The 26330-nt window shown below is 42.2% G+C and carries 25 protein-coding genes; 15 read left to right on the plus strand and 10 right to left on the minus strand.

Annotated features, from left to right (window positions below):
- Window positions 1-20 precede the first annotated feature (20 nt).
- The 4 genes from ACFQZX_RS17395 to ACFQZX_RS17410 all read right to left on the minus strand — a co-directional run bounded on the left by ACFQZX_RS17395 (window position 21) and on the right by ACFQZX_RS17410 (window position 3283).
- Window positions 21-1352: a DUF2254 domain-containing protein gene (locus ACFQZX_RS17395; protein ID WP_377118615.1), complete on the minus strand. Its 1332-nt coding sequence runs from the start codon at window positions 1350-1352 to the stop codon at window positions 21-23.
- Entirely contained in the window at window positions 1283-1858 is a 576-nt protein-coding gene (locus ACFQZX_RS17400) for a hypothetical protein (RefSeq protein WP_377117773.1), read from the minus strand. The genes ACFQZX_RS17395 and ACFQZX_RS17400 overlap by 70 nt, the downstream gene beginning before the upstream one ends.
- A gap of 114 nt (window positions 1859-1972) precedes the next feature.
- Window positions 1973-2449 (minus strand): BON domain-containing protein, encoded by a 477-nt coding sequence (locus ACFQZX_RS17405; RefSeq protein ID WP_377117775.1) that lies wholly within the window; start codon window positions 2447-2449, stop codon window positions 1973-1975.
- Window positions 2450-2734: 285 nt separating this feature from the next.
- The gene (locus tag ACFQZX_RS17410; protein WP_377117777.1) at window positions 2735-3283 is read right to left on the minus strand and encodes a helix-turn-helix domain-containing protein; all 549 of its coding nucleotides are present in this window, start codon (window positions 3281-3283) and stop codon (window positions 2735-2737) included.
- A gap of 625 nt (window positions 3284-3908) precedes the next feature.
- Here ACFQZX_RS17410 and tamL point away from each other — a divergent pair.
- The 9 genes from tamL (at window position 3909) to ACFQZX_RS17455 (ending at window position 13193) form a co-directional block, all read left to right on the plus strand.
- On the plus strand, window positions 3909-6209 hold the full coding sequence (gene tamL, locus ACFQZX_RS17415) for a translocation and assembly module lipoprotein TamL (RefSeq protein ID WP_377117779.1): 2301 nt from the start codon (window positions 3909-3911) through the stop codon (window positions 6207-6209).
- A 282-nt stretch (window positions 6210-6491) separates the two neighbouring features.
- Window positions 6492-6647, plus strand: coding sequence for a lmo0937 family membrane protein (locus tag ACFQZX_RS17420; protein ID WP_377117781.1), 156 nt, complete (start codon window positions 6492-6494; stop codon window positions 6645-6647).
- A gap of 372 nt (window positions 6648-7019) precedes the next feature.
- Window positions 7020-7496 (plus strand): DUF305 domain-containing protein, encoded by a 477-nt coding sequence (locus ACFQZX_RS17425; RefSeq protein ID WP_377117783.1) that lies wholly within the window; start codon window positions 7020-7022, stop codon window positions 7494-7496.
- 551 nt (window positions 7497-8047) lie between these two features.
- Window positions 8048-9367, plus strand: a complete 1320-nt coding sequence (locus ACFQZX_RS17430) for an OmpA family protein (protein ID WP_377117785.1) — start codon at window positions 8048-8050, stop codon at window positions 9365-9367.
- Window positions 9368-9390: 23 nt separating this feature from the next.
- Window positions 9391-10134, plus strand: a complete 744-nt coding sequence (locus ACFQZX_RS17435) for a TIGR04086 family membrane protein (protein ID WP_377117787.1) — start codon at window positions 9391-9393, stop codon at window positions 10132-10134.
- A 126-nt stretch (window positions 10135-10260) separates the two neighbouring features.
- Complete coding sequence (locus tag ACFQZX_RS17440) at window positions 10261-10791, plus strand: DUF421 domain-containing protein (RefSeq protein ID WP_377117789.1); 531 nt, start codon at window positions 10261-10263, stop codon at window positions 10789-10791.
- Window positions 10792-10862: 71 nt separating this feature from the next.
- Complete coding sequence (locus tag ACFQZX_RS17445) at window positions 10863-11918, plus strand: AI-2E family transporter (RefSeq protein WP_377117791.1); 1056 nt, start codon at window positions 10863-10865, stop codon at window positions 11916-11918.
- Between the two features lie 177 nt (window positions 11919-12095).
- Complete coding sequence (locus ACFQZX_RS17450) at window positions 12096-12674, plus strand: hypothetical protein (protein WP_377117794.1); 579 nt, start codon at window positions 12096-12098, stop codon at window positions 12672-12674.
- Between the two features lie 21 nt (window positions 12675-12695).
- A complete protein-coding gene (locus tag ACFQZX_RS17455; protein ID WP_377117796.1) occupies window positions 12696-13193 on the plus strand; it encodes a PRC-barrel domain-containing protein in 498 nt (165 codons plus the stop codon).
- A gap of 106 nt (window positions 13194-13299) precedes the next feature.
- Here ACFQZX_RS17455 and ACFQZX_RS17460 read toward each other — a convergent pair whose 3' ends face one another.
- Window positions 13300-14304 carry an endonuclease/exonuclease/phosphatase family protein gene (locus ACFQZX_RS17460; protein ID WP_377117798.1) on the minus strand — a complete coding sequence of 335 codons (1005 nt, stop codon included), beginning with the start codon at window positions 14302-14304 and terminating at the stop codon, window positions 13300-13302.
- A gap of 132 nt (window positions 14305-14436) precedes the next feature.
- Window positions 14437-14691 carry a hypothetical protein gene (locus ACFQZX_RS17465; protein WP_377117800.1) on the minus strand — a complete coding sequence of 85 codons (255 nt, stop codon included), beginning with the start codon at window positions 14689-14691 and terminating at the stop codon, window positions 14437-14439.
- Window positions 14692-15443: 752 nt separating this feature from the next.
- Between ACFQZX_RS17465 and ACFQZX_RS17470 the strand changes: the two genes are divergently transcribed.
- Both ACFQZX_RS17470 and ACFQZX_RS17475 read left to right on the plus strand, forming a co-directional pair.
- Window positions 15444-15875 (plus strand): hypothetical protein, encoded by a 432-nt coding sequence (locus ACFQZX_RS17470; RefSeq protein ID WP_377117802.1) that lies wholly within the window; start codon window positions 15444-15446, stop codon window positions 15873-15875.
- 32 nt (window positions 15876-15907) lie between these two features.
- On the plus strand, window positions 15908-16381 hold the full coding sequence (locus ACFQZX_RS17475) for a BON domain-containing protein (protein WP_377117804.1): 474 nt from the start codon (window positions 15908-15910) through the stop codon (window positions 16379-16381).
- A gap of 145 nt (window positions 16382-16526) precedes the next feature.
- Here ACFQZX_RS17475 and ACFQZX_RS17480 read toward each other — a convergent pair whose 3' ends face one another.
- A complete protein-coding gene (locus ACFQZX_RS17480; protein ID WP_377117806.1) occupies window positions 16527-16904 on the minus strand; it encodes a sensor histidine kinase in 378 nt (125 codons plus the stop codon).
- Window positions 16905-17385: 481 nt separating this feature from the next.
- Here ACFQZX_RS17480 and ACFQZX_RS17485 point away from each other — a divergent pair, with 481 nt between their 5' ends.
- The 4 genes from ACFQZX_RS17485 (at window position 17386) to ACFQZX_RS17500 (ending at window position 23266) form a co-directional block, all read left to right on the plus strand.
- Complete coding sequence (locus ACFQZX_RS17485; RefSeq protein ID WP_377117808.1) at window positions 17386-19926, plus strand: heavy metal translocating P-type ATPase; 2541 nt, start codon at window positions 17386-17388, stop codon at window positions 19924-19926.
- A 91-nt stretch (window positions 19927-20017) separates the two neighbouring features.
- On the plus strand, window positions 20018-21961 hold the full coding sequence (locus tag ACFQZX_RS17490) for a heavy metal translocating P-type ATPase (RefSeq protein WP_377117810.1): 1944 nt from the start codon (window positions 20018-20020) through the stop codon (window positions 21959-21961).
- A gap of 550 nt (window positions 21962-22511) precedes the next feature.
- Window positions 22512-22781 carry an SDR family NAD(P)-dependent oxidoreductase gene (locus tag ACFQZX_RS17495; RefSeq protein ID WP_377117812.1) on the plus strand — a complete coding sequence of 90 codons (270 nt, stop codon included), beginning with the start codon at window positions 22512-22514 and terminating at the stop codon, window positions 22779-22781.
- Window positions 22782-23017: 236 nt separating this feature from the next.
- Entirely contained in the window at window positions 23018-23266 is a 249-nt protein-coding gene (locus ACFQZX_RS17500; protein ID WP_377117814.1) for a hypothetical protein, read from the plus strand.
- 631 nt (window positions 23267-23897) lie between these two features.
- Here the strand turns inward: ACFQZX_RS17500 and ACFQZX_RS17505 are convergent.
- From ACFQZX_RS17505 to ACFQZX_RS17515, 3 genes are all read right to left on the minus strand, one after another.
- A complete protein-coding gene (locus ACFQZX_RS17505) occupies window positions 23898-24332 on the minus strand; it encodes a lipocalin-like domain-containing protein (protein ID WP_377117816.1) in 435 nt (144 codons plus the stop codon).
- A gap of 44 nt (window positions 24333-24376) precedes the next feature.
- Window positions 24377-24733, minus strand: coding sequence for a nuclear transport factor 2 family protein (locus tag ACFQZX_RS17510; protein WP_377117818.1), 357 nt, complete (start codon window positions 24731-24733; stop codon window positions 24377-24379).
- A 139-nt stretch (window positions 24734-24872) separates the two neighbouring features.
- Entirely contained in the window at window positions 24873-25736 is an 864-nt protein-coding gene (locus tag ACFQZX_RS17515) for an alpha/beta fold hydrolase (protein ID WP_377117820.1), read from the minus strand.
- Window positions 25737-26330: the final 594 nt, after the last annotated feature.

Here is a 26330-nt window from a genome sequence, read left to right on the forward strand (position 1 = left end):
TAACTGATCAAGTTGTAATTTCAATTAACTGACACAACATTCATCTTGCTAAACATCCCATCCAGTGTTTGCCAGTGAGTAAATCCGGTATCCAGTTTGATCAATTGGCCCAGCATGTCGGTCATTGCCTTTCTGATATAGGAATCTTTGTGCCCATATTCCCAAATGGGATAGAAACAGGTTTGAAACATCTCGTTGAACGGTTGTTCTTTAATCACAATACGAATGTTGTCTGATTCATCCTTAATAATCAGTGGCAGTGCGTGATCGATCCGGTAGGCAAAAAGATCTCCCAGGGCATGAATACACATTACTGCAGTGGCGGGATCGTTGATCCCTGGGCTTAGGGCTTTAATGGCAATTTCAGCCAGGTGGCGAAAACCATAGTCAGGATTCGATTCGATAGGTTGACCATTGAAAAAATCCACCCCCATTAATAGATTTTGTTTTTGAACGTCATTGATAGCCTTGTTGGCATAGACCAGCATCAGGCAGGCACCTCTCAGCACGTAAGCTCCTTTTTCCCGCTGAAAAGCGATCAGCAGCTTTTCCTTTTGTGCATCCTGTATTAATTGTGCCGAGTCAAATCCCTGGAAGTATCCGGAGACGTCAGCGTAAATTTCAGATACAACTTGATCTTGGGGAGCAGTAAAAAAACCGCTCGTTTTCCGGTATAGCTTTTTCATAGTTTTCAACGTCTGGGTCTGAACCCTTTTGATGACGGTTTCATATTTTACAGTTTTAGTTACATAGTCCAGGAAATAAATGAATAGAAAAATATCAACTACTGTCAAAAATATCAATAGGTAAATACTAAGCGCCGGGACGTAAATGCCATTGTTTGTATCACGGATCGTACTCAGTATAAATAGGGCATATACAATTGTACCGATATAAAAACCGAGGACAACCTGCTGAAAACGACTTTCGATCATGCTATCCAATATCCGGTTGCTTAATTGGGATGCGGTTTGATTCAGCACGATCATCACCATGGAGAAACTAAAAACGGTCAGTGACATGATGCCGCTGATAACGGTGGATAAAATAACCCTCGCCGTGCTGGCATCCTGAAGGCTTAACCAGCTAAGCTGACTTTTGACGTGTTTACCCCAGGGGGAATAATCCATTTCCAGTATCAGCCAGGATAATAACAAGAAGCATACGGCCATTATAGCAGGATAAAAGGCAATACTGCCGATGACCTTACTATAATGCTGCCGTATCCATCGTAAAATTCCTTTTATTAAATGAAATGAGTATGTTGAATTGGGCTGAATAATTATTTTATATCGTTCATCACCTTGTTTGCCGTCCTTTTTCCAGGCAAATAAATTTGGAAGCCAAATGATAAATTCAAGGTACTTTGATAGCCGGCATCACCAACGCCAGCTAAACCATTATATTTAAGCAATGTTTCCAAGCCAATATTAGGCGTTACAAAATAAGCAAATCCGGGTCCGAAGCCCAGATTCAATCCGTTTGAGTGCCCCCCGCCATCACTTACATTGACACCGCCCAACCCTATCGTAGCTTCGCCAAAGATCCTTCCATGTTTCAGTATCTCCACATCCGAGCCCGTGTAATACCTTCCCAAAGCACCTACACCATAATTTGTAGTCGTGCTCGAACCTTTAGCTGTCTGAATACCCAGATTTAAATAGCCGCCGAAAGCAATATTGTCACGGACAAACCAAGCGGCTTTAGGCGTTAGATCTACGCTAAATACATGCGGATCATTCAGGCCAAAACTAAGGTTTGCGAAATTTCCGCCAACCAATGCATTTCCCTTTTGGATCTGCGCGCTTGCTGAAAAAGCAAATAAAATCGTTGCCAGGCACAAAGTGATTTTTTTCATAGTTGTTTAATTAATAGATGTAAAATATTGTTAGGTAATTGGGCACTTATCTTGTCCCGAAAAAACGATAATCAAAGCTTTTTGGAATAAGTATTGAATCGATAGCGTCGATATTTATTTTAGGACAAGCTGGTTGTCAAGTTTCTTCGGATTAAGCATCTGCAGTTCGTTCATTAAGGGCTGAACCAGCTTTTTATCGATGGACCCACGTAATACCACCACACCAGCAGCAACATCAGCCTGTACGCCGTCGTATTTGCTGATAATATCTTGCACGGATGTACGCAACGTGAGATCGGTAGTATCATCCTTTTCTATATTATTTTCAATGCTTTTAACGCCGTCAACGCTTTTTACCTGGCTTTCCACCAGGCTATCACAGTTTTGGCTCTGGCATTTTCCTTCCAAAGTGAGCACTCCGTCTTTGACAGAGGCCGTGATATCCTGAAAATCCGGGTTATCCTGTAATTGTTTAGTCACGCTGGCCTGGATATCCTCATCTTTCGGTTGATGATTGCAAGCTGTTGCAAAAAATAATAGACCGATAAACAGCATGAGACCTGTTGGCTTTTTAAGACGAAGTTGTTTCATAAGATGATGGTTTTGTTAAAGACTAATTTTCGATTGAGTGTAAATGCTCTGCATTTTTATGCATGATCAAAAATCGGTTTTGGCCATTTTATCTTGTTACATAACTATCGCTATAAGTTGCATAATTCACAGGTATGAGCCGGCCTGCTGATGATCGTATTTTTAATCTTAGCGGCGGCGATGTTCCACAAGGAAGTCAAAAACGAATTTTACAAAATTAGGCGGGTCATACCTAGGGCATCGATTTAGCCGAATGTAGCAGTGAGTTAATCAACGGAATAAGCATCAAGCTACATATCTGTTTTCCTTTATAGTTTTGAATTCAGAAGGACACATACCTGTCACCTTTTTAAATTGGTTAGATAAGTGGGCGACACTTGAATATTGAAGCTTGAAGGCGATTTCTTTTATTGACATTTCATTGTAACTTAACAACTCTTTAACCTTTTCGACTTTGTTGACAATAATAAAATGCTCTATGGTAATCCCTTCGACCTCCGAAAATATGTTCGCGAGATAAGTATAGTCATAATGCATATTTGCACTGATATAAGTTGAAAAATTAATTTTCAAACGTACGTCACTATATTGTACATATTGAATGATCAGGCATTTCACTTTTTCGATCAGGCAAATTCTTTTATCTTCAATAAGCTCAAGACCATAGCCGTTGAGAGATGCGTTAAGTTCATGCTTTCGCGCCGGCGATAGGTCTTGGATGACGTCGGCGCTACCCAACTCAACAGCTATATAATTAATAGCGAGATCCTTAAGGATTTGCTCCACTATAATTTTACAACGAATGCAGACCATGTTTTTAATGTGTAGTTTCATATTTCATTGGTGTGAGTAATCGGTCAAAATCAATATTTAAACAGGCGCAACTGTCAGCCTAGAATAGATGATAACTCCCTCATGGTTTCCCTTTAATTAATACCAGATGATCAATACGAATTTATAGTTAGGGATTTTAACTATAACGGTAAAAATTCTCGATTTCAAAGGATTAATACGCTATCTCCCGAAGTTGAAAAATTTAAAGAATTTTGCGTTCGGTTTCAAAAAGTGTGGATCTTGCAATTCTTGCAGATTATTATGTAACATATCTCATTTGTTTAAATTGATTTTTGCACTGTTAATAAATTTTATCATGCTCAAACAGATCCAGTAAATGGAAGAAATATCTATACATGATTTCCATAGCGCTGATCACCATCGGTTTGAGCTGAACAAGTGTACTCGCCCAAAGCCATCAGTCGGTAAAGGCGACCGGAAAAAAGCGGGGATGATTCAAGATAAAACGAATAAAACAACCAGGAGTCTGGCAAGCGGCACCTGCAGATCAATGAGGTAAAAGATGCCTCAGTATCTTTCAACATGTAACGCAGCTCAGCTATTTGACAAATAGTTACAGATGCCCCATTATGTCGGCTGAACCCAACTGCAATCCAGGTTCGATATGGACAAAATAAAATACTTCCTTTTCGTTGCAATAACTTTTTTTATAGCCGCCTGCAGCACCACAAAATATCTAAAGTCCGGGCAAAAGCTGTATACCGGTGCGGAAGTTAAGTTCGCTGATAAAAAAAACACCAGTAAAAGAGAGGCCTCTGCTTTAAAGGCTGAACTTGCAGCTTTGTCACGGCCAGTTCCAAATACGACCATACTGGGCCTGCGTTATAAATTATGGATCTATGATAAAACAAAAACTCAAAAACGACATGGACTGAAGCATTATTTAAACACCCATTTTGGAGAGCCCCCGGTATTGGCAAGTTCGATTGACCTGGTTAAAAACAGCAGTAATATGCTGCACCGCCTGCAAAATAAGAGTTATTTTTTAGCAGAGATTGTCGGCGACACCGTTAGCAAAAAAGGATCAATGGGGATTGAAGCGGTTTATACTGTACGAACAGGTCCGGCTTACCATTATCGAAAGATCGTTTTTCCGCAGGCAAACGATGATCTGGATACCGCCATTCGAGGAACCAGCAAGAGGTCCTTGTTGAAAGTAGGCGACAAATATAACCTGGATGTTATTTTAAACGAGCGTATCAGGATCGATGCGCGCTCAAAAGAAGAAGGTTTTTTTTATTTTGCGCCCGAAGATCTGATCATGAAGGTTGACAGTACGATCGCTGATCACCAGGTGGATCTCTTTGTAAAGGTAAAGACATCCACGCCTGAGGAAGCTTCCTGGATCTACAAGATCAGGAACATTTACGTTTATCCCAACTACACGTTAAGAGATACATCCCACAAGCTGGATTCAGCACTAAACTATCACTGGTATAATGTGATCGACACCAAGCATACGGTGCCCCCTTCCTTATTTAAAAATGCCGTTCTATTACATCCGGGCGATATTTACAACCGTAGGCTGCATACCTATAGCCTAAAACGTTTCGTAAATTTAGGCCCCTTTAGTTATGTAAAGAACGAATTTGAAGATGTCACGCCCGATTCGGCGTTTCTGGATGTGTATTATTTCCTGACGCAGTCCCCAAGGAAGTCGCTTGCTGCGCAGATCACTGCACGGCAAACATCAGCTAACTATGAAGGCGCGCAGTTTGACGTCACATTCACAAATAAAAACACTTTTAAGGGAGGCGAACGTTTTTCATTAAAGTTCTTCGTCAGTACCGATAAACAATTCGGCAGCTATCACAATGGTTATGATGTCTACCAGTTTGGCGTGAAGCCAGCTTTATCATGGCCACGCCTGATAAGCCCGGTGGCTTTCAAAACGGATCCGGCATATATACCCCACACCGTCTTAACTACAAGTTATACATATGTTGATCGTTCCAAGTTATATACGCTTAATTCGTTCAGCGCTTCGTTCGGCTATGATTGGAAGCCGGCTGCGCACAGGCAAAACACGCTGAACCTGATCGATCTAAATTATGTCAATTCTGCCCAGGTATCACAACTTTACCTGGATAGCATACATGATACGCAGAATCCGACCTTAAAACACGTCATTAATAATCAACTGACGTTTGGCCCGAATTACAGCTTTGTATATGATAATACCACCGACGGTTATCGTACCAATACGTTTTACTATATGGGCAGAGCGAGCGAATCAGCCGGAATCCTTGGCTTAATTACCCGGGCCGACACTTTAGCAGGCAAGGCAAGAAGTGTTTTCGGCAGCAATTTCAACCAATATATCAAGCTGGAAAATGAAATTAGGTTTTTTCATCGGCTTGGGCAGGGCAGTAAATTGGCAACACGTCTGTTGGTTGGAGTTGGTCTGCCTTATGGTAATTCGACCATTTTGCCCTATTCACAGCAATTTTTCATTGGCGGCCCGAACAGCTTACGGGGTTTCCAGGCACGTTCTATTGGTCCCGGTGCCTATTATCCGCCGGCGAGGGTGACCGGTGGCAGCCAGTTTTTGCCTGATGAATCCGGTGACATTAAGATTGAAGCAAACATTGAATACCGCCCGCACTTATTCAGCATCGTCGAGGGCGCGTTGTTCGCCGATGCAGGCAACATATGGAACCTGAAACCGCAATATCTGCTCCCCGGCGCGGCCTTCGGCAAAAATTTCTTAAAACAAATGGATGTGGATGTTGGGTTTGGGCTGCGGTTTAACCTGAGCTTATTGATCTTGAGAACCGATTTCGGTTTCCCGGTTTGGGAGGCAAGCTCTGCAGCACATGGAATTATTGATGGTGTCGATTTCAGGGAAGCAAGATATCGTGGATCAAACGTTGTTTTCAACCTGGCGATAGGATATCCATTTTAAGTACGCGACTAAGGTATAGTTTAACCTGTCGTTGTATCGAAAACAGAATGAATTATTATTTCAGTAAACCTAATAGGATGCACATAAAGACAGCTATTATTGATTTTCCGAAAGTGTGAATCATGCAACTTATGGTAATAATTACATAAATCTCAGCCATCAAAAATCAACATCTTTGATAAATAATACACGGCGTGAACTTCGGGTAAGCGGCTTTACCTTAACGAAGGCGAAATAAATACACGCGTTTAAATAATAGATTTACATTTTAATTTATTCATAATGAGTTCAATACTTTATATCATCGCAGCCATCCTAATCATTGGCTGGATACTCGGCGCTTTTGTTTTTGTTATCGGCGGCTTAATTCATATTCTCCTTGTATTAGCTGTCATTGCGATCATTATCGGGATATTTCGCGGGAGATCCGCAACCTAAATGACTTTTTTATCCCGAAAATTAGTATAGTAACGTAATCTCAGATCATTGGCGGTCTTGGATGCTTTAGCGTTATAGCTTAATAATTCAATTGATAATATTTTAAGGTGAGATTGTTAACCCGCTAATTGGTTTCAGTCTCCCGGTAATTGTCTGTCATATTGTTTTCTACACTTACGATACCTTAAAGCAAAGCAGCTTTCTTTTTTATCACGATCTTAGTCATAAAATATTGTAAAAACTGCTTCGCCTCTAGGTTGATCATGGTATCGTAACAAAGTTCAACAATTATTTACATCGCATTTATACGTGATTATAAACTTTAAATCTTTCACAGGGCTTGTTATAGCAATTCAAATTAATCTAACGTTTATGGACACAAGAACTGTAAATAACATAAAAGGAAGCAATTACCAAATTTTTGCACTGACATTAATCATTTCTTTTATTGTCATGTATTGCATCATGTTTCTGAATGTTGATGAAGCTGATCATATTTATTTAAGCATGACCAGAATTTATATGACATTAATGATGGTGGCCGCAATGGCCTTACTAATGATTGCTACTATGGGTAAAATGTATAAAAATAAACGCATTAATTTAATGATCGTGATAATCGGTATCACGGTATTCGGACTTTCACTTGCAGGAGTCAGGACGCAGACACTTATTGGGGATGTGCAATATATGAAAGGTATGATACCGCATCATTCTATCGCTATTTTGACCAGCAAAAATGCCCATATCAAAGATCCGGAAGTAAGGAAGTTAGCAGATGGCATCATTGCAACCCAGGAGAAAGAAATTGCCGAAATGAAAGCCATTTTAGCCAGAATTAATAAGTAGGAGCTGTCCATATTGAATTTGATAAAATTCGCAGCTTAAAACAATATTAAGCATGGCGTAAGTAAACCAAATGATATTGGGTTCAACTATGCGTGAATATTAAACCGCATACGATTTACCAATAAATCGCTTTTTTATTTGAGCAGTCCCTTCTAAAAACATTATTTAATAGGAAATCAATACCGGCAAACCCGAACTACAAGGATAATACAGATTTAACTGTATTACATTTCTCAATTTACTTAAAAAGTGGCGGATCTACAGTTTATTTATGCGCGTTTTTACACGCAGCAAGTATACCATTCTCCTGCTACCTTTTAATTATTAACCCGGCTTTCGGTTTTAATCGTAAAACTCGTCAGCATTGGCGGCCAACTGATTTCATACTCCAGCACTGTTAACTGTCATTCAATAGAGACCATCAAACAATCGAGTAATCTGCTTGACAAAAGTGTGAATCATATAAGCTATGGAGAGAATTGTGTAATTGCTGTCGCAAGCTATTCGTGACCTTTGTAGCATAAGAGAAACACATCATTATGAAATTAACAATGACCAGATCTGTACTTTTCCTTGCCTTAATGTGCACTGCAAGTGCGGGCTTCGCCCAGAACAATTATCCTGACACGACCAAACGTTTTCAGAAGAAAAGTTTCCGGACATTTTCCATCGGGCTAAACGCCGGTATGCTAACCCATTACACGCCGTTTAACGGTCCTAACAATGGTGACTTCCGTACACCTGAAGAGAAGTTAGGATATGGCGGTTATCTCAAACAGCAGATCCTGCCCGGCTTCGGTATTCAAGCTGATTTCCTGGCAGGCAAGGTCAATGGCTTTCGCGCAAACTCACTTGCTACTGGCAGCACTGCGCAGGAGAATAGCAGTTTCGAGAGCCGGATCGAGTGGTCAGCTGCGCTAAGCGCGAATTTTACAGTGGCGAATTTAAGCCTGAATCAAAAGCATACCCTGTTGTCACCTTATCTCACTGCAGGTGCGGGCTATATGTCTTCGAATGCAGATGTCAGAAATGTACCCGATGTCTCCAGTATAGGCTACAACCATAACTGGTTCGTACCGGTAGGCGCAGGTTTTAAGATCGGTTTATCAAAGGTGGTTAATCTTGACTTCGGCTACAGTGTTTACTTTATGAAAACCAACAATTTTGACGGGATTCGCAGCGGAATGAACGACCGATTTTCTTACGCGCACGGTGGTATCGAGATTGCCTTAGGCAAGAAGAATGCGCCACAACTGCAAAGCTATAGCGCCATCGCTGCCCTACGTGAACAAACAGCGGCTGAAAGTGCCGAACTTAAATCAGCATTGATGACTTCTGAACAAAGGAGGTTAGGCGATCAGGCGCAATATGCCAGAGACATGGCAGATGACGACCATGATGGCGTTGCCAACAAATTCGACAAATGCCCGGGCACAATTGAACATATCATTGTTGACGGTGCCGGTTGTCCGATCATATTCCCTGCACCGGTTGTTCAAAACAAAGTATTGGTAGTAACTGAAGAAGACCGTAAGGTCGTTGGCGAAGCGATCAAGAACCTTGAATTCGACCTGGGAAAAGCAAACATTAAGGCAAAATCTTATGAAACACTTAACCGGGTAGCCAAACTGTTGATTCAAAAGAACTTTAGTTTGAAACTTGCCGGACATACCGATAATACCGGTTCCGCTGAACTCAATTCACGATTATCCAAGGACCGCGCGGAAGCGGTTAAAGCTTACCTGGTTTCGCAAGGTGCAAATGCCTCCCGTATAGAAGCGACTGGCTACGGGGAGGATCAACCGATCGCCTCCAATAAAACGGCTGAAGGACGACAGCAAAACCGGAGGGTTGAATTCTCATTATTGTAACTCATAAAATAAAATCACTTCTTATGGAAAATCAAGCGCTAGATCAGCAAGCCTATGGGCCATATTCCAATCATGCCGGTGCCTGGCACCAGCGCATTAGTTGGGCAGCGGTTTTTGCCGGCCTCATCGTCGCCATATTTGTTCAGCTGGCATTAACATTATTGGGCCTGGCCATTGGCATGAGCACGATCAATGCGGTCGGTCACGACACACCGGGCGAAGGGCTGGCCATTGGATCCGGTATTTGGTATGTTGCTTCGATGATCATTTCCCTGTTTGCAGGCGGCTGGGTATCCGGCCGCCTGGCGAAGGATAAACATACATCCGAAAGTATGATACATGGCATTTTGGTAGCGGGACTGCTGTTTATCCTGACTTTTTATTTGATCTCTAACGCTGTTGGGAGTTTGATCGGCGGAGCAGGGGAAATTCTTGGGGGTGCGGTAAGTGCTGCTGCGCCCTCCCTGAAGCAGGCCGTCGAGCAACGTTATCAGCCTGGGACGAACGACGGCCAGGCTCAAATGGCATCCGATAGCGCAAAGGTTAGCGACGAGATCGAAGCCCATAAAAAGGAGGTGAAGCAAGAAGCTTTAAAAGTCGCTGATGATGCCGCAGCCGCAACCGGCAAGGGCGCACTTTATGCTTTTACAGGAATTTTATTAGGGACGGGAGCCGCTGCCTTCGGATCAAAGAAAGGACGCGATTCTAAAGTTCCTGATGATTATAGTCGCCATTACGAGGAAGGCCGTCAATCGAAACAAGTTTAATAGATTGGTAGATCACAAGCCGGTCGACTGATGATGAGTTTAACATTGCTAGGGACCCACCGGCAGGTCGTGAAGAGCAGAACTTTTTCCGAGTCAGGTTTACTTAATTCCTGCCAATAAATCACTATGAGTAATATGTTTTTTGATGCCTGGGATGGCTTGCTTAGGGCATTTTTGGTCACCTTTTTGGGTTATGCCCTATTGGTTTTAGTCATACGGATCTCAGGTAAAAGAACACTGTCCAAAATGAATGCCTTTGATTTCATCGTGACTATTGCGCTTGGCTCCTGCCTGGCATCTATTTGTTTGAGCAAGGACGTGGCATTGGCTGAAGGTGCAGTAGTATTTAGCACATTGATAGGCCTTCAATTTCTTATTACCTGGCTGTCAGTCAGATTTAATAGAGTAAAGGTAATTGTTGGTGGGCAACCAGTATTATTATTATATAAAGGTGAGCTATTATCACAGGTCATTAGAAAGGAAAGGATAACAATTCAAGAGATCAATGTGGCCTGCAGGGCCAGCAGTATTGCAAATATCAATGATGTTGAAGCTATTGTGCTGGAAACTACGGGTGATATTACTGTCATTTCAAAATTTACCTCAAAACAGGATAGCCCTGCAACTTTAAAAGATGTTCTCCGCTTTCCTGCATGAAATTTAGCCTTTATTACCCCAATATTTATTGTATTTACCATGATTGATAGTCGATTTTTCTGAATAAAAATATGTTAAAAACGCAAAAAACATCTGCGGATGGAGCCAGCTTCAACAATAAACTCTGGAAAGCCGGAGGAATACTGTCTTTGATAGTCATTCTTCTATTATTGTTCAAAGCTCTTTTCGGTATGTTATTGCTACTGCTTGCCGGTATCCTAATGGCTGTATATTTTCATGGTTGTGCAGGGCTAATGAATAAATGGTTGCATATCCCATATAAAGCGGCTGTGTTTCTATCTGTCTTTTTAAATTCCGTTTTAATGATAGCCTTTTTATGGTTTGTGGGGGCCAGGCTGGAACAGCAGATTACCGAATTGTCGGAAACATTGCCACGGACTATAGGCCATGCAAAAGAATGGTTGAGGGGATCTCCTATCGGAACAAAAGCATTGGATTATTTATCTGTCTCTGCGGACTCCGGTAAAACGTTTTCAATTGCCAAGCAACTTTTTTCTTCTTCATTCGGAATATTGAGTGACTTGTATATCATTATTCTGCTAGGGCTGTTTTTTACGGCAGGACCAGGTGTATACAAAAGAGGAATAATCAAAATATTACCGCCTGCGGCTAAAGAAAAGGGATCGAAGGTGTTAGATGAGTTATATAAGGTTTTAAAGAATTGGATTAAAGGCCTGCTTTTCGGTTTTGTTTTTATTGCGGTGCTTACAGGTTTAGGTTTATACATCATCGGTATGCCTTTAATTTTAACTCTTGCATTAATTGCAGGTCTTATGAACTTTATACCGAATTTCGGACCCATTATTGCGCTGGTCCCCGCTTTTCTCCTCGCCCTGACGGATGGAATAACCACCGCTTTGATCGTTGCCGGTCTATACACGGGCATACAGGTTGTTCAAAGCGCTGTAACGCAACCACTCATTCAAAAAAAAATGGTGAATATCCCGCCGGCCTTAGTTGTTTTTGGTCAAGTTGCAATGGGGCTGTTAGGTGGTTTTTGGGGGGTCCTCCTTGCTACACCAATTATTGCAATCTTGATGACTTTGGTCAATAAACTCTACGTTGAACGGCAATCGAATGCAATTGCGGTTGATCCTACAAATTAAGTTTTGTTTTAAAAAGGCGTTGAGCGCATGTATAGGTAGTTTAAATAGCTTTTGAAACATTATTTTCCAATTAAGACTAATGAGGATTTAATTTGGCACGGTTATGTAACACACCTATATGTTGTAAATCAAGAAGACTAACAATATTCTCTAAATTCATTTTTTAGCAATATAATTATGGCAGAAATTAAAATCGAAAAAAAAACAACGGTGTGGCCATGGGTCTTAGCCGGCATCGTAATCATCGCATTACTATTGCTTTACTTTTTCTACTTCAAAAAAGGTAATGACAACCCTGTAGTGATGAAAGAATCTCCTGACCAGGTTTCCAGCAATACCGCACAGGCAATACTTGCCTATACCAACTACGCTGATAGTGACACCACTTCAATGGGATTAGATCACGAATTTACGCACACTGCTTTAATTAAGCTTGCAGATGCCACTCAATATTTGGCTGATAAGACGGGGACTGGTGAAAAGGCTGATATTGATAAGGCAAGAGAATATGCGGATAAAATTACCATCGACCCAAATGTAACTACACACGCTGATAATATAAAAAAGGCAGCAGGATTATTGAGCGGGGTTTTGAGTAATATACAGAAGGCAAGTTATCCGGATTTAAGTTCAGAAGCAGAAGAAGTTGCATCGTCATCTGAGGCAATAGATGTTGATGAATTGACCTTGGATCAAAAAACTAAAGTAAGGGCATATTTCAACAATGCATCAATGCTGTTGAAGAAAATGAATTAAATAACCATAAAAAAATTAGTTATGACCGAACATAAAAAAGATTTATATTATTTGGAAGATTTATCAGATTATAAAGTTGCTGATGATTACCCGGATGTAAGAGGTTGGGCAGTGCTGGATACGGATGACCGGAATATAGGAACAGTAGACAGTTTGCTGGTGAGCAAGTCTGCCGAGCGTGTTGTTTACCTTGATGTATTGGTTGACCAGTCTATCGTAGAAGCGGGCCATGAAGTTTACGGAGCCAAGGCCGACGGGGTACACGAATACCTGAATAAAGATGGCGATGATCATCTCATTGTACCCATTGGTATGGTCGATTTCGACGAGAAACAAAAAATTGTACGGTCAGGTCAAATTACCTACCAGACATTTGCAAAAACAAACAGGTTCAGCAAGGGGACAGGGATAAACCGGGAATATGAAATAGTAGTATATGGAACCTATTTTCCCGAATCTGAAGAACTGGCCGACGATCAGGAATTCTATGATCGTAAAGGATTTAACCGTTTTAATTAAACATTTTTTACATGAAATCTAAATTACCAAACATTTATTATGCTTGGTAATTTAGATTTTTCGCTTGATACACTAGTTGAAATCTTAATGATAATTTCTGCTATCTTCAATTATTGCTGAAAGTCAATTGTGCATAAAAAGGATAATGATCCGATCCAATATTAGCTAATTTCTCCAAACTAACTACTCGGAATTCGTCAGAAACATACACATAATCCAGAGGCCACTTCAACAGCAATGAATTGGTGCGGAATGTATTGTATAAACCTCTTCCACAACGCACGTCATTTAATTTGCTGATCGCTCTGAATTTGGCAGTATTATAGGACCATCCAACATCATTGAAATCGCCGGCCACCATTGTTGGCACCTTTTCTCTTCGAGCTATTAAATAAGCTGCTTTAATTAATCCGTTCTCAACCTTGCCCATATTATCAGGGTGTTTACTTGGTTTTGGAGCTACCGGATGCACGGTAAGGAGCTGAAACGCAATGCCGTTATTAAGCGTTACCTTACATAAGAAAGATGGAACCCGCTCATTATTCAAATAAAATATTTTCTTTTCCGTCAATGGATATTGCGAGTATAGACACATGCCATAAGTATTATCAGTAGGAAAAGTTATGCGGTAGGGATATTTGTTATTCAATACATCGAGTTTATTCACCCACCAACGATCTACTTCCATTGTTAAAATTAACGTCGGGTTTTTATGGCTGACTAATTTTAGCAAGAGATCTGCATTGCGGTTGCTCATTAACACATTTGAAACTATAATGCCCACCACAGGAAGGTGAGTTATTTCATTCGGAGTGGCGGATCTTACTCTTTTTTTAGCAATTGGCGTGTAGGGAAAAATCGACCAAACTTGTAAAACTTCAGATGTTATGAGTAAAAATATATAAATAAAAAACAGATAGCTTTTTTTAGGCTCAAATAAAAGGCTAACGAGACCAAAGATTGGCAAGACAATCAAGATTAACAAACAAGGAAAGGCCAAAACTTCAAGATACCATTGAGAAGTGTTAAGGTGAGCAATTAAAGTAATGATGATCAACAAAATGCCGCATCCGTAGGTAAGATAGAAAAGAATATTCCGTATGGTGCTCATCGCTTACCGGAATAACTCAATAGATCGTATTTCATGGTCTTTGCTTGAGGAGTGACTGCTTTGTATCTAACATAGGTTTATTAGCTATATGAATGCTATAAAGGGTGGAGCAATGTAATTATTAACATACGTTTAGAGACGAGGATCAGTGTTCTTCTTAGTCTGCATCTTGGATAATGACGAATATTCAGAGAAAAGTCGGACAGGTGGAAAGTGCTTATTAATAAATTTCCAACTAATGCTCAAAATCCATATTAAAAGCCCTATGGCTGCTGCCAAAATTAGGGCAATGATAAATCCTGCTTTAAAAGCACCTTCCATTAGGCCACAGCCGGAAAGAAACATAAAAGTTGTTAATAACATGGCAACTGTGATAATTTTTTTCATAGGTATAATTTTGAGGGCTAATTAAATGATAAATTATTGATGACGTGAGGTCGAACATTTCGCTTCATGATACAATAATGGGTGTAAGCGAAAAGTATATACTTCTCGGTTAATGCATATGTCGAAAAATCATACGCTAAAGAAACAAATCAAAGAGGTATAAAAGTATAAGGTGGTATTTAGGTTAATGTTTTAAAAAAATCAGAAAAAGGAAATTTAGCCAGATAATGATGGAATAGCCACAACCTGGTCTGACGAGTAATTTTTCTTTACTTTTTATTACTTATCAGACTATCGTTAAGTTCAGCATCTTTCCATCCTTGCCTCAATCTCATTCATGCTGTTTTTATGATTTTTTGTTCCGGGTATGTTTTGTCTTATCCTTCCCTTTACAACAGAGATTGCCTAAGCTTTGAATGCTGCAACAGGCCTGTGAAATTTCTGCGATTAAATGTTGTTTGGATGGTCTAACGGTGGTCGCTGATCTGACCTGCCGTATTTAATATCCACTCTCAGGGAAATGTCCCTTGAATAATATGAGTGGCCAATAAGATATTCATCATTGTTAAGAGCTTAGACAAAGAAGAATGAACTGTCCACCATTTTGATAAGGCAAGAAAAAGCAGGAATATATTTTATACCTAAAATGCTATAATCAAACGCAATGTAAAACTATTTGTCAGCTCAGAGGTTCGACCTATAAGCATGGGCACTAATGATAGCGCAGTCTTTACCGTCCTTTTAATATAGCAATGAAAAGAAAATTAATAAAACAGGCTTCAGGCTTAGCATATATATTATGTTTAATGTTCCTGGTTTCCTGTTCCAAACGGGTAAATTTTATTACTTCAGGGGTCGTACCTGCTGCCGAGGGACACATCAAAATATCCAAAGACGATAATCAGAATTATACGGTTGACGTCATGGTTAAGCGCCTGGCAGAACCATCCAGGCTTCAGCCTCCTAAAGAAGTTTATGTCGTGTGGATGGAAACCAAAAGCAATGGCTTAAAGAACCTGGGAAGGCTTAACAGTTCAAGTGGATTTTTCTCCAGCGGTTTGGAGGGACTTTTGCATGCTGTAACGCCCTTTAAACCTGAACGGGTATTTGTAACGGCTGAAGATAAAAGCAATATTCCATACCCGGGTTCGCAAGTGGTATTAACCACTAAAGTTTTTAATTAATTATTTATTGATCCCATAACTATCATTTACTTATGAAACAAAATAACTTGACCAGATCACTTGCGGTTTTAACAATTGGCTTAGGTATGGGTGTAATTACCTCATGCGGCGGTCCTGACGATCAAAACATTCAAACAAACGTTAAAAAAGAACTTCAAAGCGAGGCCGGGCTGAAGGATGTTAAAGCAACAGTGAAAGATGGAGTTGTTAAACTGGAGGGAAACTGTAACGGGGAAAATTGCGACTCACTCGCTACACGAAAAACAAAAGCCGTTGCAGGTGTAAAAAGTGTAGAAAATACGATCACAAAATCAGTTGAAACTGATTTGACATTACGCACAGCGGTGCAATCGGTAGTCAGTAAGTATCAGGGAGTGCAGGCAGACGTTGCGGGTGGCGTGGTGGTCCTACGTGGATCCATCGCAAAAAATCAGGTACAGCCATTAATAAATGAACTTCAGGCATTGAAGCCGAAAAAACTGGATAATCAACTGGCCGTTCAGTAACCGGTCTACCCATATTCATCATCGTTTATCAAGCATCAAATATTAAGCGATTTTTCAAGGGTTTCGAGGCAAATACCATGTTATCCGATTTAACGAAACATGACTGTTGAGATAAATATCGTAATTACCTTCGCAATAATGCCAGTTATGAGCGTTTCTGGGAAGTGAGAAAATATGGAAATATTCGCATGTATCCTTTATTCGCCCAATAAGCCGGGAAAGTAAGTTTGAAGGTTGCTGCCCTGAGCTCCTTGCTTTCGAAGCTGATATGCCCATGCATGAGCTCCGTATAATGTTTGACGATATTCAGGCTCAGACCGGTAGCCTTGATCGCTATGACATTATGCGCCCTGAAGAAAGGCTCGAACAAGCCCGCCTGGTCTGCTGCAGGAATGCCCATGCCGTGGTCAGCAATACTAAGCTCGCAATCGTTCCCGGTAAAACGGGTAGTCAGATCGATCGCCGAGTTTTCAGGGGAGTATTTGATCGCATCGGTGATCAGGTTGATCAAACAATGCCGCAACAGTTTTATCTAGCAATAGGGAGGCCCGGTCCTCTTCGTGGTGGTAGCGGATATCCTTGCTCGGCCTGGCCTGCAACCGCCTTTCGGCGGTCATTTCCCGGCAAAGTGTAGGTAGAGCGACCTCTTCGTACCGCGGTCGACGCCTCCGCAATTTACTTTTCCAGATAGAGAAAGTCTTCCAGCGTCTCCGTTGGGTCATCTACGACCATCCGGATCTTTTGCAGATAACTGGAATACCTCTACCCGATCGATCCGATGATAATAGCGCTTGTCGAGCGCCGCGGACAATTGATAAACTCATGCGGGAAGACATTCCCTTAAAGAAGCGATTACGAGCCGGGTTTATGGTCAATACCGATAAATATTTATGGCCAAACTGCGTTATATCTTAACCCGTAGCCTGGGCGTAAGGACGCATTATGACAGCAATATGGGCTACGGCATTGGCCTTTCGCGAAATTATTAAACTACAGAGAACAACATGGAAAAACATCAAATGATCCATCACTATCATATTGCCGGTATGTCCTGCGACGGCTGCCGAACGAAAGTGGAGCAGGCGCTCAACCGTATTGACGGCATTACCGCCACGGTAACACTCGATCCGCCCGTCGCAACCATTACGATGGAGCAGCACATACCTACGCAGGAACTGCAAAAGGCATTATCCGCTGTGGGCAATTATACCATTGCTGTAGATACCCATACTCAAGAAAATCCACACGCGCATGACCAAGTATATCCGAAGGAGCACCATCATCATGATCAGCACGTAAACAGTAATGCTGAAGATAGTAAAGGCAACTATTATTGCCCGATGCATTGCGAGGGGGAGAAGACTTATGAAAAGCCAGGTAACTGCCCGGTATGCGGTATGGCGCTGGTGAAAAAGCCGGAGGCAAAACAACAGGCACAGTATACCTGCCCCATGCACCCGGAGATTATAAAGAATCAGCCTGGCGCCTGCCCCATATGCGGTATGGACATGGTGCCGCTACAGCCAACGGGGAGTGATGAAGAAGAGCAGGGATACCTGTTGCTGGTGCGGAAGTTGAAGATAGCAATCGTTTTCACGCTGCCCATTTTCCTGATCGCCATGGCTGATATGATCCCGGGCAACCCGCTTCACCATCTGCTGAGTAAAACAGCCTGGAGCTGGGTACAGTTGGTATTATCGCTTCCTGTCGTTTTCTATGCCGCCTGGATATTCTTTCAGCGGGCATGGCAGTCTATCATGACACGCCACTTCAATATGTTTACGCTAATCGGTATTGGTGCCGGTGCCGCATGGCTCTTCAGCGTGGTCGCTTTACTGTTCCCCGGTTTTTTCCCGGAACGTTTTAAGATGGATGGGGCGGTGTATGTTTACTTCGAGGCGGCCACTGTAATCCTTACCCTGGTGCTGGTTGGGCAGGTGCTGGAGGCACGTGCACATTCACGAACAAATACAGCAATTAAAGAATTATTGAAATTGGCACCAAACCAGGCCACCCGTATTAATAACGGTCAGGAAGAAACGGTCAGTATCGACCGGGTTCAGTCAGGCGATCTCTTAAGGGTAAAGCCCGGTGAAAAGATACCGGTGGATGGCCGTATCGATAATGGCGAAACATCCATCGATGAATCCATGATCACGGGGGAACCTTTACCTGTAAGCAAACGCCCAGGCGACCAGGTAGTTGCCGGCACCATCAATGGCAATAAAACCTTTGTGATGAAAGCGGAAAAAGTAGGTGCCGATACCCTGCTCTCACAAATCGTTGATATGGTGAACAAGGCCAGCCGTTCCAAGGCACCTATTCAAAAAACGGCTGACCGGATCTCCGGCTATTTTGTACCGGCAGTGATTGGCATCGCTGTGGTGACCGCCGTCATCTGGGGAATATGGGGTCCGGAACCGCGCTACGTTTATGCGTTTGTGAATGCCCTGGCGGTACTGATCATCGCCTGCCCCTGTGCCTTGGGATTGGCTACGCCTATGTCCATTATGGTCGGCGTCGGTAAAGGTGCGCAGAATGGTATACTGATCAAAAACGCGGAGTCGCTGGAAAAGATGAACGCAATAGATTTGCTAATCGTAGATAAAACCGGGACACTTACTGAAGGTAAGCCGTCCGTGGAAAAGGTAATAGCGGCAGAAAGCGCTCCGGAAGCCGGGGTGCTGCAATATATTGCCTCGCTGAACAGTGCCAGCGAGCATCCCTTGGCACAAGCAACCGCGCGGTATGCAAAGGAAAAAGAAACTACTTTATTGCCGGTTACAGGCTTTGAAGCGGTTACCGGTAAGGGTGTTACCGGCCAGTTGAACGGAAAACAGGCAGCACTCGGTAACAGTAAGCTGCTGGAGCAGTTAAGTATGGCATTGCCGGACAACTTGCGGGAAACGGCTGCAAAGGAACAAAGTTCAGGCAAAACCGTATCCTATCTGGCTTATGGTCATGAGGCCATTGGCTTTGTGGTCATCAGTGATAAGATCAAAGAAACGAGTAAAGAAGCGATCACGGCTTTACAAAAAGAAGGGTTGCAGGTCATTATGCTGACCGGCGACAACCCGCAGACCGCAGCCGCCGTGGCCGGTGAACTGGGGCTTGACGGTTTTGAGGCGCAAATGCTGCCGGAAAATAAACTGGACTATATCAAAAAATTACAGGACCAGGGAAAAAAGGTAGCCATGGCCGGCGATGGCATCAACGATGCACCGGCGCTTTCGCAGGCGGATATCGGCATCGCGATGGGAACAGGGACCGATGTCGCTATCGAAAGCGCTGCCATCACGCTGGTCAAGGGCGACCTGCAAGGTATCGCAAAATCGCGTGCACTGAGCCATTGGGTGATGCGGAACATTAGGGAGAACCTGTTCTTCGCATTGGGTTATAATGTAGTAGGTATACCCATAGCAGCCGGACTGTTATACCCTCTTACCGGCTGGCTGCTGTCGCCCATGATCGCGGCGCTAGCCATGAGTCTGAGCTCAGTTTCTGTAATTGTCAATGCTTTACGACTACGAAATATAAAGTTGTAATATGACAAATACCCCGCATCAATTCCCATTTCCGGTCATAAAGAATTAGATATTTATAACTTGCAAAATCAAATCTTAAGAATCAGCACCAATGAACGACGAAGAACGAAAGATCGATCAGCATACGCCAAGTTCAAAACAGCACCATGATCATTCGGCATTGCAACCTGAACATGCGGATGGAAATTGGCGCGCACATTGGCCATTGCTCGGTGCATTGTTCATTCTGACATTGATGCTGGTATTGGAATATGGATTTGGCTGGGTACCCGCATTCCCTTTTAATCTTGCAATTTACTTGATCGCCTTTGCCCTGTCAGGGTATAATGTAATCGGGATGGCCTGGCGTAAAGCCAAGCATCTGGATTTTTTCAATGAATTCTTCCTGATGAGTGTTGCAACTATTGGCGCCTTCAGCATCGGATCCTACAGCGAAGGCGTAGCGGTAATGGTATTTTATTCCATAGGCGAATGGTTTCAGGATGCTGCCGTAGATAGAGCCAAAAGAAGCATTAAAGCTTTGCTGGACATTCGCCCGGAGGAGGTGACTGTTATCCGTAACGGACAGCAAACCACTGTTAACCCAAGGGAAGTACAAGTGGATGAAATCATTGAAGTAAAGGCCGGAGAAAAAGTAGCGCTGGACGGTGAGATGTATTCGGATACAGCCAGCTTTAATACCGCGGCATTGACCGGCGAAAGTAAGCCCGACACGAAAAGGAAAGGAGAGAAAGTTCTGGCGGGGATGATCAACCTGGATAGGGTTAGCCAAATCCAGGTAAAAGCGTTATTCAAGGATAGTAAACTTAGTCGTATCCTGGAGATGGTTCAGGATGCTACGGCACGAAAGTCCCAGACGCAGCTTTTTATCAGCCGGTTTGCCAGGATCTATACACCTATTGTTTTTGCACTCGCTCTGCTGGTCTGTTTTGCTCCGTACTATTTTACTGAAGATTACAGCTTTCATCAGTGGTTCTACCGGGCGTTGGTGTTCCTGGTGATCAGTTGTCCTTGCGCGCTGGTCGTATCCATACCATTGGGATATTTCGGTGGCATCGGGCTGGCGTCCCGAAATGGTATTTTGTTTAAAGGGTCGAATTTTCTGGACATCTTAACGAGCATCGATATGGTCATTATGGATAAAACCGGCACCCTGACAAAAGGCGTGTTCAAGGTACAGGAGGTAGTAACTGCTGACATTGACCAGCAGGATCTGATCAGTCTTACCGCTGCGATTGAAAATAACTCTACACACCCCATTGCCAAAGCTATTGTTAAATATGCAGAGCGTAATATTAAAATCCTCAAAGCCGAAAACGTTGAGGAAGTAGCTGGGCATGGACTTAAAGGAACAGTAGATGGTAAGGTCGTACTGGCAGGCAATACAAAATTGCTAAGAAAAGATAGCATTAGTTATCCCGCTTCTGTGGACGAACTGGTGGACACCGTGGTTGTAGTGGCCGTGAACCATGAGTATGCAGGTTACCTCACCATCGCCGATGAGATCAAGGAGGATGCGGTGACGGCCATCAGAGAAATGCACGATCTGGGGATACAAACTGTCATGCTCTCAGGTGATAAGCAGGCCGTGGTCAACAAAGTTGCACAAATGCTTAGTATTGATAAAGCATTCGGTGGCTTGCTGCCCGAGGGCAAAGTGCAGCACGTTCAGCAGTTCAAGGACACAGGAAAACGTATTGCCTTTGTAGGGGACGGTGTCAACGATGCCCCGGTTGTGGCATTAGCTGATGCGGGAATTGCCATGGGCGGATTAGGAAGCGATGCGACCATCGAAACAGCTGATATTGTCATACAGAACGATCAGCCGTCCAGGATAGTCACCGCTATCAAAGCCGGGAAAATAACCAAACAGGTAGTATGGCAAAATATTGTCCTGGCTATGACAGTAAAAGTGATCGTGCTTATTTTAGGCGCAGGGGGCGTAGCGAATCTTTGGGAAGCGGTTATCGCGGATGTGGGTGTGGCGCTGCTCGCTATATTGAATGCGGTACGAATTCAACAGATCAAACTTTAAGGATGGTTTTTGTATATTGATCAATCTATAATTGATTAAAAAGCATACCATCTTGCCATATTTATAATGAAGCTAACTCGCTTAAAATAGCCAACTCCTTAAGAAATTGGTTCGAATTCTGTACCATCAGGTGCACAAACGGCCTTTGCACTATTATAAAGGCCGTTTTGTATTTTTGATAATTTAAAAAACTGCGTTTAAAGAAGGTAGGGACACTTTTGGGTTCGAGTACATCCGGGGTGACTATAATGGGTAAAATAATAAGCTTTGTATATAAAATTTTGAAAATCAAACTTTTGGAAGCTAATACTTGGTTCGATGCTTTTTGACAAGAAGTACTAAAACGCTATTTCTGTATTAAAAAGCTTTCAATATTTAAAATTCAAGAACGTCTAGCCCACTTAACCGAGCCATTAATTCACGATACCCGCTTGCCCTTTAACTGACGCGCATCAATGATATTCTTTCCTTGTTTGAGGAAATGCTTCTATTAGTATCCACCAATTTGAACACACCTTATACCAATCCGGATAAACACTCCGATGGGTAGTTGAAGACCTTTCAAATATCAAATCACAACTATATAAAAACGACATTAATTACAGGAGCCTCTTCAGGTTTAGGAAAAGCGACGGCAGTTCTATTCGCAAAAAATGGATGGAAAGTAATTGCTACGATGCGTAGCCCGGAAAATGAGAACGAGTTGACCGGGATAAGCAATATTGACCTTATCAAGCTGGATGTGACCCAAAGCCAAGATATCGACGCACTGGTGAATCAAGGCATTTTATGCGATATGGCATATCTGGGTCAACCCTAATAGCTGTGATGTTTTTGTGCAGTTGATCAACTCAAAAATTCCTGCCTGTAAATCGTGTCAACAATGGCAAGAATCGCAGGACTCTTGTCCCTGAATTTAGCGTTGTCGGCTTACCTTTAATGAGATACAACCCAGTTTGATCTCGTAATGGCCCAAAAGCAGCCTCTTATAAGCGGTTTGCGCAAGTGATTGCCGAAGAAAACAAAAAAGGGTGTAATAGTTAAATAAACCAGGGCATGCCGCTGCTTTTACTTAGCGGCGTTTGGGTCGCCCCTGGATCCACGCTTCTTATCAGCAACCCTTCTTCCTTTAATGTGTTTGCGGCTTCAGCTCTCCATAATGAAAGCGATAATTTTGAGGCGGCATATGGCCCGAAAAGATTTTTAAAGGTTTCGGGTTTTTCCAGCTTTTCGGGATCGAAATTCCTGACCTCCAATGCTGCATTTGACGAAGTGTTAATGATCGTTTTAAAATCACCTTTGTGAAGGAGGGCCTTAAGCTCCTGCAGAAGGATGTAGGGTGCTGCTGTATTAACTTAAAAATCCAGTTCCCGTCCCTGTGCCTTAAATTGAGCGTTCCGGCCATTGAACCAGCGTTATTGGATAGAACGTCTATATGATCTTCTTTTTTTCTGATCTCATTCAGAGATATTTTTATTTTACTAAAGTCACTTATCTCAGTTTGATAAATGCGAAGGGATCTATTACCTATAGCGCTGAAAATCTCCGGATAATTTTCAGGATACCCTGACCGTTTCAGCGCAATTACCTCCCATTTCTTTGAAGCAGTAACTTTGTAAGTTCGTATCCAATGCCTGAATTGGCTCCGGTGATCAATGCAGTTTTAGCCATAATTATTTTAATTTCAAAAGATTTTACATTTCCAAAACTGAAAACCGCAAGGCGTTATCGATTTGAGTAAACCATAGTGCTTCCACAGCCGGCAGAATCTTTCAAAGTTTATAATTTAATTGCTCATCGAAATTGATATTTGCTAAGACCTGTAGTTTTGATGGGATTTTTTGGCATTGGAGGGTAATGAAAAAAAATGGTGAGACAGTTGAATGTTTCACCATGTTTATCAGCTTTAAGCTGCCATCAGTTCAACAGCGTTTACTTAGGTCGCCCTTTTCCATATGAATAAAGCTTCCGATCCGTCATCGAGGGTTAATTGTTCTTTTAATTCATCGCCGTAAACAACGATCCTGTTCTGGCTGCGGTCGCGACGGGTATCATTCCAGTTCGGAAATGACCCTGCTATCAAATGTTCATTAAAAAAATCCCCTTCTTCATCAACGGTATAGGTGCCGTATACACCAAACGAACGTGTAGCCACGGCTTCATATTCCTCCGGGGTGCCATTCAGACGGTCATTGGAAGCAAACTTTGGGATATCCAAATCGGTGATTATGTCTGTGAAATAGAGGTCTTCTGTAAAGATGAGCAAACCTTTAGCATTAGGGCCGTAAATTGGGACATTTTTACCGCCCGGGTCAAACTGCGCGGACACCATTAGCCAGGTTCCCGCTACATTATTTTTTCCATTTTTCATAACGATGTATATTAAAAGAATTGGTAAATGTGGTTGTTACACTTTCAGGCCTGTTCTATATCCATTTGGCAAAGCAAACCGTTGTCGATCGTGTAAATATGTTTTACTTTTCCGTCAAACATTACCTTGCCTTCGAGATCCTTTACTAATTGGTCAACCTCAACTTCAAGTAAGCCATTTTCCCGTTCATGAAATGCAACAGGCGTTACTCTCGGGTTAATTTCTTTCCATTGTCTTTGCCAGTAGGCGCTGACTTCATCGCGCCCTTTTGCATAATCGCCCTCCCAGGCTCTCGACCATTTGATATCTGGATGCATGACCTTTAAAATGGCATCTATATCCCGGGCATTAAACGCGGAATAGGCATGATAAATCAAGTCTTTTTTTTGTTGAAATTCCATTTGGTTGATGTTAGAAGTTTTGCGATTAAAAAGAACGCAAGTTACTATTTAAGGACGCCGATGTAAATTGATCTATGTTAAGAGTTTAAATTTAAAAACACAGATCTTCTTAAACCATATTATTTGCGCAACCTTTTTGTTAACCGGTCACTCTTTTAAAGTGGTCTGTAAGTAAATTCAATAGTTCAAACGGCTGCTCTTCCGGCACGTAATGTCCGCAATCCGGTATGTTCACAGCTGTCAGATAGTCAGTGATCTTTGCCATTGCAATACCTATGCCGTCCCCGATCGCATATTGTGCACCTATCGCAAGGGCGGGCACCTCGATTTTTTTTTCAGCCGCCATGTTTAATTCTGCGCTTTCAACAAAAGCGCGGTAATATTCAAACCCCTTTTTTTTGAGAAAACCCTTAACGTAAATTTTCCGGTCGCTTTCGCTGATCGCGTTTTTTACAAATGATTTTGTTGTAAAATACCATCCCAGATAATCCTTTTCCTTACCCCTTGTCAGCAGTTCCGGCATACCCTCTATGGCATGGAAATAAAATTGCCAGACTTTAGCTGCGTTTTGAGGAAAAAAAACACTTTCAGGCATAAACCCAGGAATACCTGCATCGATTACCGTGAGGCTCTTCAATTGTGATTCATGGTATAAAGCAAACGATGTCGCGATCCACGCGCCTATATCGTGGCCCACAAAATGTACGGGCCCTGTATCCAAAGCGTTAAGGAAACGGGCGAACAGCCCGGCTACAGACCTGGTATCATAACCATTAGCTGAGTCGCTGCCGCCGGTTCCGGGCAGATCAGGTGCAATTACACGGTATCGTTTCGTTAATTCCGGGAAAATAAAACGCCATGTGTAAGCAGTTTGCGGCCAGCCGTGAAGAAGAAGTATAGTTTCTCCCTTACCCTGGTCATAATATAGAATATTTAAACCCTCAACATTTATTATTTTAGGTCTTGGTAACTTTTTAGGAGACGTTGTTTTTTTCGTTGTCATGCCATAATTAATTTTTAATGAATAAAAAAGTAAGAGCATCAGCCAGCAGGACGATCGTAATTAAACTTTTTAACCTGAGGAACTTTATACATAAAATAATATTTGCGCCAGGTATTTCTCAATTACATTTTGATTTAAAAATTCATAAACTCTCAAATCAATTATCTTAAGCTTTAAATTAAGCATGTTAAGTTTCCCTGGTGATAACAGCGGATTCAAAACTCCTTAACTTTTTTCGGATGAAAAATAACAATTGTTAAGATTTGTATAATCCTGTGCGTCGACAACATTTCAGATAGATAAGTTGCTTAGAAAACTTTTAAGGATCATATAATAGTAATCGGACGGTTTATATTATATCAAAACCATACTTTTTAAAGAATCCGGAAACTTTCCCGATAGCTAAAAGTGTCTGGCCTGTCTTGCTTTTAAAAAACGCACTAACGGCTGGCCTCTCAAAAAATCGGTGTGAACATATAAAAGCCACCCCGAACTTGGGTGGTGCCGGATGGGCGCTAATATCTGGCCGGGGGCCAGAAATGTCATCACTGATTACCCTATTTCAAAGCTGTAGGCAAGATTTCATTTTAAAAG

This window comes from Mucilaginibacter litoreus, assembly GCF_042676805.1.
Lineage (GTDB): Bacteria > Bacteroidota > Bacteroidia > Sphingobacteriales > Sphingobacteriaceae > Mucilaginibacter > Mucilaginibacter litoreus.

Coding starts and splice junctions, on each gene's coding strand:
- ACFQZX_RS17400 (WP_377117773.1), bottom strand. CDS start 1,858: ATGAAAAAAATCACTTTGTGCCTGGCAACGATTTTATTTGCTTTTTCA.
- ACFQZX_RS17405 (WP_377117775.1), bottom strand. CDS start 2,449: ATGAAACAACTTCGTCTTAAAAAGCCAACAGGTCTCATGCTGTTTATC.
- ACFQZX_RS17410 (WP_377117777.1), bottom strand. CDS start 3,283: ATGAAACTACACATTAAAAACATGGTCTGCATTCGTTGTAAAATTATA.
- tamL (WP_377117779.1), top strand. CDS start 3,909: ATGGACAAAATAAAATACTTCCTTTTCGTTGCAATAACTTTTTTTATA.
- ACFQZX_RS17420 (WP_377117781.1), top strand. CDS start 6,492: ATGAGTTCAATACTTTATATCATCGCAGCCATCCTAATCATTGGCTGG.
- ACFQZX_RS17425 (WP_377117783.1), top strand. CDS start 7,020: ATGGACACAAGAACTGTAAATAACATAAAAGGAAGCAATTACCAAATT.
- ACFQZX_RS17430 (WP_377117785.1), top strand. CDS start 8,048: ATGACCAGATCTGTACTTTTCCTTGCCTTAATGTGCACTGCAAGTGCG.
- ACFQZX_RS17435 (WP_377117787.1), top strand. CDS start 9,391: ATGGAAAATCAAGCGCTAGATCAGCAAGCCTATGGGCCATATTCCAAT.
- ACFQZX_RS17440 (WP_377117789.1), top strand. CDS start 10,261: ATGAGTAATATGTTTTTTGATGCCTGGGATGGCTTGCTTAGGGCATTT.
- ACFQZX_RS17445 (WP_377117791.1), top strand. CDS start 10,863: ATGTTAAAAACGCAAAAAACATCTGCGGATGGAGCCAGCTTCAACAAT.
- ACFQZX_RS17450 (WP_377117794.1), top strand. CDS start 12,096: ATGGCAGAAATTAAAATCGAAAAAAAAACAACGGTGTGGCCATGGGTC.
- ACFQZX_RS17455 (WP_377117796.1), top strand. CDS start 12,696: ATGACCGAACATAAAAAAGATTTATATTATTTGGAAGATTTATCAGAT.
- ACFQZX_RS17460 (WP_377117798.1), bottom strand. CDS start 14,304: ATGAGCACCATACGGAATATTCTTTTCTATCTTACCTACGGATGCGGC.
- ACFQZX_RS17465 (WP_377117800.1), bottom strand. CDS start 14,691: ATGAAAAAAATTATCACAGTTGCCATGTTATTAACAACTTTTATGTTT.
- ACFQZX_RS17470 (WP_377117802.1), top strand. CDS start 15,444: ATGAAAAGAAAATTAATAAAACAGGCTTCAGGCTTAGCATATATATTA.
- ACFQZX_RS17475 (WP_377117804.1), top strand. CDS start 15,908: ATGAAACAAAATAACTTGACCAGATCACTTGCGGTTTTAACAATTGGC.
- ACFQZX_RS17485 (WP_377117808.1), top strand. CDS start 17,386: ATGGAAAAACATCAAATGATCCATCACTATCATATTGCCGGTATGTCC.
- ACFQZX_RS17490 (WP_377117810.1), top strand. CDS start 20,018: ATGAACGACGAAGAACGAAAGATCGATCAGCATACGCCAAGTTCAAAA.
- ACFQZX_RS17500 (WP_377117814.1), top strand. CDS start 23,018: ATGCCGCTGCTTTTACTTAGCGGCGTTTGGGTCGCCCCTGGATCCACG.
- ACFQZX_RS17505 (WP_377117816.1), bottom strand. CDS start 24,332: ATGAAAAATGGAAAAAATAATGTAGCGGGAACCTGGCTAATGGTGTCC.
- ACFQZX_RS17510 (WP_377117818.1), bottom strand. CDS start 24,733: ATGGAATTTCAACAAAAAAAAGACTTGATTTATCATGCCTATTCCGCG.
- ACFQZX_RS17515 (WP_377117820.1), bottom strand. CDS start 25,736: ATGACAACGAAAAAAACAACGTCTCCTAAAAAGTTACCAAGACCTAAA.